This is a genomic window from Kitasatospora sp. NPDC096140 (genome assembly GCF_040303045.1).
GTDB lineage: Bacteria > Actinomycetota > Actinomycetes > Streptomycetales > Streptomycetaceae > Kitasatospora.
The window spans coordinates 1-10,074 of record NZ_JBEOUW010000025.1 but is presented as its reverse complement, the minus strand read 5'-3'; the positions used below and the strand labels follow the sequence as shown (position 1 = coordinate 10,074).

General features: G+C 74.0%; 8 protein-coding genes. 6 read left to right on the top strand and 2 right to left on the bottom strand.

Going from position 1 to position 10,074, the window contains the following annotated elements:
• Positions 1–170 precede the first annotated feature (170 nt).
• On the top strand, positions 171–1,661 hold the full coding sequence (locus tag ABT048_RS24630) for an FAD-dependent monooxygenase (RefSeq protein WP_350523645.1): 1,491 nt from the start codon (positions 171–173) through the stop codon (positions 1,659–1,661).
• Between the two features lie 125 nt (positions 1,662–1,786).
• Here the strand turns inward: ABT048_RS24630 and ABT048_RS24625 are convergent, their stop codons facing one another.
• Positions 1,787–2,353 (bottom strand): CGNR zinc finger domain-containing protein, encoded by a 567-nt coding sequence (locus ABT048_RS24625; protein ID WP_350523644.1) that lies wholly within the window; start codon positions 2,351–2,353, stop codon positions 1,787–1,789.
• 256 nt (positions 2,354–2,609) lie between these two features.
• On the opposite strand from ABT048_RS24625, the gene ABT048_RS24620 reads away from it, so the two are divergent.
• The 5 genes from ABT048_RS24620 to ABT048_RS24600 all read left to right on the top strand — a co-directional run bounded on the left by ABT048_RS24620 (position 2,610) and on the right by ABT048_RS24600 (position 9,069).
• Positions 2,610–4,772, top strand: coding sequence for a protease pro-enzyme activation domain-containing protein (locus ABT048_RS24620; protein WP_350523643.1), 2,163 nt, complete (start codon positions 2,610–2,612; stop codon positions 4,770–4,772).
• A gap of 363 nt (positions 4,773–5,135) precedes the next feature.
• Positions 5,136–6,152 carry an XRE family transcriptional regulator gene (locus ABT048_RS24615; RefSeq protein ID WP_350523642.1) on the top strand — a complete coding sequence of 339 codons (1,017 nt, stop codon included), beginning with the start codon at positions 5,136–5,138 and terminating at the stop codon, positions 6,150–6,152.
• 196 nt (positions 6,153–6,348) lie between these two features.
• On the top strand, positions 6,349–6,819 hold the full coding sequence (locus tag ABT048_RS24610) for a VOC family protein (RefSeq protein WP_350523641.1): 471 nt from the start codon (positions 6,349–6,351) through the stop codon (positions 6,817–6,819).
• A gap of 84 nt (positions 6,820–6,903) precedes the next feature.
• Entirely contained in the window at positions 6,904–7,815 is a 912-nt protein-coding gene (locus ABT048_RS24605) for a pyridoxamine 5'-phosphate oxidase family protein (RefSeq protein ID WP_350523640.1), read from the top strand.
• 219 nt (positions 7,816–8,034) lie between these two features.
• Positions 8,035–9,069, top strand: a complete 1,035-nt coding sequence (locus ABT048_RS24600) for a peptidoglycan-binding protein (protein WP_350523639.1) — start codon at positions 8,035–8,037, stop codon at positions 9,067–9,069.
• A gap of 9 nt (positions 9,070–9,078) precedes the next feature.
• On the opposite strand, the gene ABT048_RS24595 is transcribed toward ABT048_RS24600, so the two are convergent.
• Positions 9,079–9,828, bottom strand: coding sequence for a TrmH family RNA methyltransferase (locus ABT048_RS24595; RefSeq protein WP_350523638.1), 750 nt, complete (start codon positions 9,826–9,828; stop codon positions 9,079–9,081).
• Between the last annotated feature and the right edge of the window lie 246 nt (positions 9,829–10,074).

Genomic DNA, 10,074 nt, shown 5'->3' with positions numbered 1-10,074 from the left:
CCCGGGCCCCGAGGCCGGTCGCCCCCGCCCCCCCCCCCCCCCGGGGCCCCCGGGCCCCCCCCCCGCCGGGGCCCGGCGGTTCACAGCTCCCGCCGGGCCCGCGATGATGGAGGCTGGGAGAGCGCCGGGAACGGCGTCCAACCACCCTCCGAACACCGGGAGCTGAATACATGGCCGTGAAGCCGACGACCGAAACCGACGTCCTGATCGTCGGCGCCGGACCCACCGGACTGCTGCTGGCCGGCGACCTCGCCGCCGCCGGCGTCGGCGTCACCGTGCTGGAGAAGCGGGCCGCCGAGTCCAACCTCACCCGGGCGTTCGCCGTGCACGCCCGCAGCCTGGAGCAGCTGGACGCCCGCGGCCTGGCCGAGGAACTGATCGCCACCGGGCGCCCGCTCGGCTCGCTGAAGATGTTCGACCGCTTCCGCATCGACCTCGGTGCGCTGCAGACCCGCTTCCCGTTCGTCCTGATCACCCCGCAGTACAACGTCGAACGGCTGCTCCTGGACCGCGCGGAGAAGGCCGGCGCGACCCTGCTGCGCGGCGCCGAGGTCACCGGGCTGCGCCAGGACGCCGACGGCGTGACGCTGGAGACCGCCGACGGGCACACCCACCGCGCCGCGTACGCGGTCGGCACCGACGGCGTCCACTCCGCCGTTCGCGACCTGCTCGGCATCCCGTTCCCCGGCGAATCGGTCGTCGACTCCGTGGTGCTGGCCGACGTCCGGCTGGAACGCGAGCCCAGCGACGCGATCACCGTCGGCGCCAACGAGACCGGGTTCGCCTTCATCGCCCCGTTCGGCGACGGCTGGTTCCGGATCATCGCCTGGGACCGCAACGAGCGCTTCCAGGACGGCACCGTCCCCACCACCGAGCAGCTCACCGCCCTCACCTCGGCCATCCTCGGCGAGGACTACGGCCTGCAGGACGTGCGCTGGAGCTCGACCTTCCACAGCGACGAGCGCCAGGCCCCCAACTACCGCTCCGGCCGGGTCTTCCTGGCCGGCGACGCCGCCCACTGCCACTCCCCGGCCGGCGGCCAGGGCATGAACACCGGCCTCCAGGACGCCGCCAACCTCTCCTGGAAGCTCGCCGCCGCCGTCCGCGGCCACGCCACCGACGCCCTGCTGGACACCTACCAGTCCGAGCGGCACCCGGTCGGGAAGACGGTGCTGCGCACCTCCGGCGCGCTGATCCGGCTCGCCCTCGCCGAGTCCGCCCCCACCCGCGCCCTGCGCGGGGCGCTCACCGCACTGGGCAACCACCTCGACCCGGTCACCGGGCGCGGCGCCCGGCTGGTCTCCGGCATCGGCATCTCCTACCCGGCGCCCAAGGACGCCCACCCGCAGGTCGGCAAGCGCGTCCCGGACCTGCGGCTGACCGCCCTCAGCAAGCCCGTCGAGGGCGCCCCGGCCGCGCCCGAGCGGCTCTACGAGGCGCTGCGCGCCGGGCGGTTCGTCCTCGTCAGCAACGACGAGCTCGTCGCCGCCGAACCGTGGGCCGACCTCATGGTCGCCGCCGCCCCCGCCGACCCGCACGGCAAGCTGCGCGACACCGTCCTGCTGATCCGCCCGGACGGCTACGTCGCCTGGGCCGCCGTCGACCCCGGCCAGGGCGAACTGCGCGCCGCGCTCACCACCTGGCTCGGCAACCCGGCCTGACCCCCGTTCGGGCGGGCGCGCCACGCCCCGCGCCCGCCCGAACCGGCCTCACCGCAACCCCGCCACGACCGTCCCGGGCCCGTGCAGCGGCCGCCGCCCGGCCCGACCCATCGTTCGGTCGTCCGTTAACCCCGCGCCTTCTCGTAGTGCCGCGCCGCCTTCGCCCGATTCCCGCACACCGCCATCCGGCACCACCGCCGGCGCCCGTTCTGCGAGGCGTCGAAGAAATGCAGAATGCACGCCTCGTGCGCGCACTGCTTCACCCGCTGCGCCCCCTGCCCGAGCAGCGTGAGGAAGTCGTCCGCGGCCAGCCAGGGCGCCAGCCAGTGCGGCCGGTCGACCTCGACCCGGTCCTCGGCCCCGCCCGGTCCGGCCGTCCGCCGGATCCGCCCGTGCGCCAGTACCGCGTCCAGTCCCTCCCGCGCCGCAGTGCTCAACTCGCCCTTCCCGTGGGCTTCCTGGGCGGCCAGCCCGATCGCATCGCGGACCTGGCGGATCGCCGCCAGCCCGGCGTCGTCGGCCTCGCAGCGGGCGCTCAGCCCGGCGGAGGAGAGCCAGATCCCGTACCCCTCGACCCCGGTGAGCAAGTCGTTGACGGGCGTTCCGGCCCAGCGCGTGTTGAGCAGGTCGAGCGCGAGCGGCTCGCCGATCAGCGGTCGCGGGTCCCTCGGGTCCGCCTTCACGTCAGTCATCGTTCTCCCTCGGCTCCGTCCGATTCTACGTCCGCGTGCCGCCGCCCGAATTGGTATGGACCGACTCCTGAATTCCGCTCATTCACTGTATGGATTCCGCGAGTTTCCCGGCCTCCACACTTGACTGTTTTTTAGCAACGAATTGCTTGATCATGAGCCACTTCGCACACCGGTTCTGTCATGTTCGAGCCAGCGTTCTCGACCCCGGAACGCCTGGCCCCTTGCCGGCCCCCACAGCCGGCCGGAGGAGGATCCGTTGCGCCCCCGCACCCTTGCCCTTGCCGCGGCGATAGCCGTCCTGCCGCTGACCGCCGTCTCGCTCGGCGTCTCCGCCGCGCAGGCCGCCACCCCCAACGCCGCCCCCCGCGTCGCCCTGCCGAACACCGTGAACCCCGCGGTGGCCCACTCGGAGAAGAAGGGCGACGTCCCCGCCGAGCAGCAGATCTCGGTGGCCGTCAGCCTGAAGCTGCGTGACACCGACGCCCTGGACCGCTTCCTCACCGCGGTCGCCACTCCGGGCACCCCGGAGTTCGGCAAGTACCTGACGCCGGAGCAGTTCACCGCCCGGTTCGGCCCGACCCAGGCCGACGTCGAGCAGGTCAAGGCCTACCTGGCCCAGCAGGGCCTGACCGTCTCGGACGTGAGCGCCAACCGCCAGGTCGTCAACGCCCGTGGCACCGCCGCGCAGGTCTCGCAGGCCTTCGGCACCCACGAGAGCGCGTACGTGGACCCGCAGATGCAGCGCTCGTTCTTCGCCAACGACGCCGCCGCCTCGATCCCGTCCTCGCTGGCCGCCGTGGTCCAGGGCGTCAGCGGCCTGGACAACCACCCGGTCCGCAAGACCCACCTGGTCAAGCCGGGCTCGCTCAGCCCGAACGCCGCCACCGCGGGCCCGACCGGAATGTCCCCGGCCCAGTACACCGGCGCGTACAACCTGAACAAGACCGGCGCCGACGGCACCGGCGTGACGGTCGCGCTGTGGGAGTTCGACGGCTACAGCAAGTCCAACCTGACCACCTACGACTCGCAGTTCGGCCTGACCGGCCCGGCCGTCTCCACGGTCTCGGTGGACGGCGCCAACTACGACTCCAAGCCCGGCGAGGGCCAGGGCGAGGTCGAGCTGGACAGCGAGATCATCCGCGGTGCCGCGCCCAAGGCCACCCAGCTGCTGTACGAGGCCCCGAACAGCGACCAGGGCGAGATCGACATGGCCAACAAGATCGTGGCCGACAACCGCGCCTCGGTCATCTCGATCTCCTGGGGCTCCTGCGAGCCGGACACCACCCCCGCCTCGATGACGGCCGTCGACAACGCCTTCAAGCAGGCCGCCGCCCAGGGCATCTCGATCTTCTCCGCCTCCGGTGACGACGGCTCGCGCGACTGCACCCGCTCCACCAGCGGCTCGACCGTCAAGGCGGTCGACTTCCCGGCCTCCAGCCCGCACCAGACCGGTGTCGGCGGCACCAACCTGAAGGTCGGCAGCGGCAACACCTACTCCTCGGAGAGCGCCTGGAGCACCGCCGGCGGCGGCGTCTCCACCGTGTTCGGCAAGCCGAGCTGGCAGACCGGCACCGGCGTCAGCGGCACCATGCGCACCGTCCCGGACGTCGCCTCCAACGCCGACCCGCAGAGCGGCTTCTCGATCTACACGGCCGGGGGCTGGCAGGTCTACGGCGGCACCAGCGCGGCCGCGCCGCTCTGGTCCGGCTACGCGGCCCAGTTCAACCAGAAGGCCAAGGCCGCCGGGCAGCCGGTCCTCGGCGAGGCGAGCCCGCGGCTGTACTCGGTCGCGAACAGCAGCAGCTACGGCAGCACCTTCCACGACGTGACCAGCGGCGCCAACCAGGACTTCTCCACGAAGACCGGCTACGACCAGGTCACCGGCTGGGGCTCCCCGGTCGCCGACGCCCTGACCACCGCCCTGCTCGGCGGCGGCGGCACCACCCCGCCGCCCACCGGCGGCTGCACCGCGGCCCAGCTGGTCGGCAACGGCGGCTTCGAGACCGGCAGCGCCGCCCCGTGGACCACCTCCAGCGGCGTCGTCGACAACAGCTCCTCCGAGGCCGCCCACGCGGGCTCCTGGAAGGCCTGGATGGACGGCTACGGGTCGACCCACACCGACACCGTGTCGCAGACCGTCTCGATCCCGGCCGGCTGCACCTCCGCGAAGCTGACCTTCTGGCTGCACATCGACACCGCGGAGTCCGGCTCCACCGCGTACGACAAGCTGACCGTCCAGGCCAACAGCACCACGCTGGCGACCTACTCCAACGTGAACGCCGCCGCCGGGTACGTGCAGCGCACCCTGGACCTGACCTCCTTCGCCGGCCAGACCGTGACGATCAAGTTCACCGGCACCGAGGACTCGTCCCAGCAGACCAGCTTCGTGATCGACGACGTCGCCCTGAACGTCAACTGACCACCGCTGACGATCACCGCACCCGGTCACCGGGCGGCAACGCCCGGTGACCGCCGGTAGCAGCCGTAGCACCCCACAGCACCACCGAGACCCCCGCCGGGGCGGCGCCGAGAGGGCCCGCCCCGGCGGTGTCGCGTCCGCCGGACCGACCCGGACCGGGGACTCCGGTAAGGACGGTGTTTCCGGAGTGTTTCAAGATCGCTAACCATTCGGTCGACCTGCCGTGACCACTGTCATACGCACGACTGATGACGTAGCCTCTCGACCGTGCATAGGGTTCCCCAAAGCTCGGTGAAGCCGCTGGCGGCGCGCCCCGGCGTCGGCCCGGTGCCACCGAACTCACCTGGTGGGGAGGGTCACCGCATGGCCGCACAGCAGCCTCAGGACGCCGCGCGACTGCGGCTGGTCGGGTCGCACACGGAGCGCCCCGGGCCTCCCGCGCCCGCATCGGCCCCGGCACCGGCACCGCCCGCCGCCCGGCTCGCCCCGGTCGGCGGCTTCGCGGACACCCTGCACCTGGCGATCGAGGCCAGCGGCCTCAGCCTGGACCGGATCCGCGCGGCCCTCGCCCAACGCGGCGTCAGGGTCAGTGTCACGACGTTGAGTTACTGGCGGCGCGGTCGCAGCCAGCCCGAGCGGGCCAGCTCGCTGCGCGCCGTCCACCTGCTGGAGGAGCTGCTCGGGCTGCCGCACAGCGCGCTCTCCTCCCTGCTCGGCCCGCCCCGCCCGCGCGGCCGCTGGGCCGCCGCGGCCAACACCCTGCACCTCGGGCTGGAGGACGTCTGGCCGGGCGAGCAGGAGATCGCCAACATCTTCGCCGAGCTGGACGCCCCGCCGGCCGGCGAGCTGGAGCGCCTGAGCATCCACGACTCCTACTACGTGGACGCCGAGCGGCGCGGCAACCTGCTGCGGATGCGCCAGGTGGTGCGCGCCACCGTCGGCGGCGTCGGCCGCTGCCTGGTGGTGCACATGGCCGACGAGGAGGCGGCCGGCTGCCCGGAGATCACCTCGGTGCGGCACGGCCGGCTGGGCCGGGTGCGCCGCCGCCCGGAGGCCGGGCTGACCGTGGCCGAGCTGATGCTGGACCGCCCGCTCGGACTCGGCGACAGCACCGTCTTCGAGTACGAGGTGGAGATCCCGCCGGGCGGTCCGACCCTGGAGTACAGCCGCCGCTTCGCCACCACGGTGCGCGAGTACGTGCTCCAGGTGCACTTCGACCCGGCCGCCGTCCCGGCGCACTGCGAGCGCTACGACCGCGAGCCGGGCGCCGACGTCGACCACCGGCGCGAGCAGCTCTGGATCGGCGCCTCGGCCAGCGCCCACGTCCTGGCCCCGGACCAGCAGCCGGGCCACATCGGCATCCGGTGGGAGTGGGCGTAGCCCCGCCCGCCCCTCCTCCGCCTCCCGAGCCCCGTCGGACCGCCAGGTCCGGCGGGGCTTTCGCGTGCCCTCCCCGGACCACCTAACCACTTCAATGCCGCGTACTGGTTGACGCCTCATCACCTAACTCCTACTCTCATGAGTATCGGTTAGACACGAGTCTCGCCGGAAGCCCCAGCCCCGGGAGTGACCAGGCATGTCCAGCACCACCCTGCTCCGCACCCTGCAGACCGGCCACGTGGGCCTGAACGTCACCGACCTGGCCCGCTCGATCGACTTCTACCGCGCGGTCCTCGGCCTCCAGGTCACCCACGAGGGCACCGACCCCGAGCGCCGCTTCGCCCTGCTCGGCCGCGACGGCCGCCTGGTGGTGACCCTCTGGCAGCAGAGCGCCGGCACCTTCGCCACCACCAGCCCCGGCCTGCACCACCTCTCCTTCGAGGTCGAGAGCCTCGACGAGGTCCGCGCCGCCGAACGGCTGCTGCGCGAGCTCGGCGCCGAGTTCGCCTACGACGGCGTCGTCCCGCACAACGAGGGCTCGGCCTCCGGCGGCGTCTTCTTCACCGACCCGGACGGCATACGGCTGGAGATCTACACCCGCACCGGCGTGGACGGCACCGAGGCCGCAGCCCCCACCACCGACGCCCCGACCTGCGGCTTCTTCTAAGGTCCGTCATCAAACCCCCGCCTGCGGGCCGACGCCGGGCGGACGACAGGGGCTTGAAGACGGCCCTAGACCGGAGAACCGACCATGACCGCCACCAGCACGCCGTACCACGCCGGCGAACGGGCCGCCCAGGCCCGGGCCGGCCGGACCGAGCGGGCCGACCACGCCGGCCGCTCGATCCGCAGCACCGTTCCGGCGGTCGCCGCCCGCTTCCTGGCCGAGCGGCGGATGCTGGTCGTCGGCGCCGCCGACCTCGACGGCCGGGTCTGGGCCACCCAGCTGACCGGCCCGGCCGGCTTCCTGCAGGCCCCGGACGAGCGGACGATGTCGGTCGCCGCCCGTCCGGCCGGGGCCGACCCGCTCGCCGAGGCGCTGGCCCGCCCGGCCCGGGTCGGCACCATCGCCCTCGACCCGGCCGGCCGGCGCCGGATGCGGCTCAACGGCGGCTCCGTCCCGGACGGCCGCGGCGGGCTGCTGGTCAGCGCCGACGAGGTGGTCTCCAACTGCCCGAAGTACATCCAGCGCCGCAGCCCGCTGGACCGCCCGGCGGCCGGCCCGCCCCGTACGGTCGCCGCCGGCCCGCGGCTGACCACCGCGCAGCGCCTGGCCGCGGCCACCGCGGACACCTTCTTCATCGCCACCACCGGGCCGGACGGCAGCGTGGACGCCTCCCACCGCGGCGGCTTCCCCGGCTTCCTGGAGGCGGTGGCACCGGACCGGCTGCGCTGGCCGGAGTACCCGGGCAACAGCATGTTCCTGACCCTCGGCAACCTGGAGCTGGACCCCAGGGCCGGCCTGCTGCTGCCCGACTGGGAGACCGGCGGGGCCCTGCTGGTCACCGGCGAGGCCCGCACCGACTGGTCGCCGGAGGCCCGGCAGGCCGCCCCGGGCGCCGAGCGGATGGTCGAACTGGCCGTCACCGGTGTGCTCGAACTCGCCGACGCCACCCCGCTGACCTGGACGGACCCCGAGTACTCGCCCGCCATCCCGCGCTGATCCCGCGTCGGCTCCGCACCCCGGCACTACTCGGTCCCGCCCCGCCGCGCCACGCCCGGACCGCCGAACGGGTCGTCACCCGCGCGGCGCAATCCGCCGCGCCGCGCTCCGCCCGCTTTGGGACCTTGTTCCCGATGACACGCGGAGCCGGCCGGGGACGGCCGGTCCTGTCACGCCGTCAGGCCGTGACCGGGAACGACCGCAGGAAAGAGGCGGAGCATGACCCTCACCGACCCCCTGTCCACGCTCATGGAGTTCAACGAGGTCGAACCGGAGGAGGACTGCATATGCGGGGGCTGCAGTGCCCGCCGCCGCGCCCGACTGCACGCCGCACCGGTCCACGAGGGCGGACACGCCGCAGCCCGCAGCATCCGCCGCCGCGCCGCCGTCCTGGTCGCCGCCGTCGGCACCGCGCTCGGCGGCGGGACGGCCGCCGCCGCCCCGGCCCTCGCGGCCCCCGCCCCCGGCCCCGCCCCGGGCGACAGCAGCGCCCCCCGGCCGCAGACCCCGCAGGGCGCGGTCGGCGGCCTCCACGGCGGGTCCGCCGGCGCCCGCGCCTTCGCCACCCCGGACGCCGCCCGGCCGGTCACCCGGGCGCAGATCATCCGACGCGCACAGAGCTGGGTCGACCAGGACGTGCCGTACAGCATGAGCCGCTACTGGTCGGACGGCTACCGCCAGGACTGCTCCGGCTTCGTCTCGATGGCCTGGGGCCTCGGCAGCAACCAGACCACCTGGACCCTGCCGGACTTCGCCGAGCGCATCGGCAAGGACGACCTGCTCCCCGGCGACGTGCTGATCCGCAACGACCCGGCCGACCCGCAGGGCGGTTCGCACGTGACGGTCTTCGGCGGCTGGACGGACTCCTCCCGCACCAGGTACGTCGCCTACGAGCAGACCTCCCCCGGCACCAGGAAGCGCTCCACCCCGTACGCGTACTGGAACGACTCCGGCGCCTACGTCCCGTACCGCTACACCGGCCTCGCCGGGCCCGGCAACGACGGCGGCGCCCCCGCCACGGCCTTCCCCGGCCCGCAGTACTTCCGCCCCGGAGCCGACAACGCGTACGTCCGGCAGCTCGGCGAGCAGCTGGTCCGCAAGGGCTTCGGCGGCTCGTACCGCGTCGGCCCCGGCACGCGCTGGAGCGAGGCCGACCGCAAGGCGACCCAGGCCTTCCAGCTCGCCCAGGGCTGGCGCGGCGCCGAGGCCGACGGCTACCCCGGCAAGGACACCTGGCGCCGCCTCTTCTCCTGACCCGCCCTCTCAGCGCTTCCCGGACATCCAGTGGAAGAGGCCCATCGCCACACTGGTCGCCAGGTTGAAGCTGGACACCCCCGCCTGCATCGGCACCGCGACCAGCCGGTCCGCCCGCGCCTTGAGCTCCTCCGACACCCCGTGCCGCTCGGTCCCGAAGGCCAGCAGCGCGTCGTCCGGGAACGGCACGTCCCGGATGTCCGCGCCCTCCGGGTCCAGCACGAACAGCGGCCCGGCGGGCAGCTGCGGCAACGTCAGCCGCTCCACCGCCGTGGCGAAGTGCAGACCGGCGCTGCCCCGCAGCACGTTCGGGTGCCACGGATCCAGGTCCCCCGTGGTCACCACCCCCGTGGCCCCGAACCCCGCCGCCAACCGGATCACCGCCCCGACGTTCCCCAGGTTCCGCGGGTTCTCCAACACCACCACCGGCGCCCGCCGCGGCCGCGCCCCCAACACCGCCAGATTGGCCCCGGCAGTAGGCCGCCCCGCCAACGCCACCACCCCGGTCGGATGCAGCCGGGGCACCAACGTCCGCACCACCGCCTCCGGCACCTCCACCGCCAGCCTGTCCACCGCCGCAACGACGTCCTCCGCCAACTCGGCGGCCAGCGCCATCAACGCCCCCCGATCGACGGTCACCACCCGCCGAACGTCCCCCCCGAACCGCAGCGCGTGCTTCAACGCATGAAACCCGTCCAGCAACACCACCCCAGGCTCCCGCTCAACCACCCGCCACGCCCGCACCAGCTCCTCGTCCATGCCGCCCACTCTGCCACCCACCCCCGCACGTACCCGCCCACACCCGCCCCCGGCACCCCCGCCCCCTCCCCCAGCCCCTCAGGGAGAGGACCACCCCCACCCCGCCGCACCCACCCCCGACCCCCACCCCCCACCCACCCCCCACTCTGCACAGCGAGAGGGACGCGCTGCGGGGACGGACGGGGGCGGCGCAGGGGGTGGCCCGGAGAGGGGCGTTGCGGGTGATTTTCAGACTGCCAACGGCGC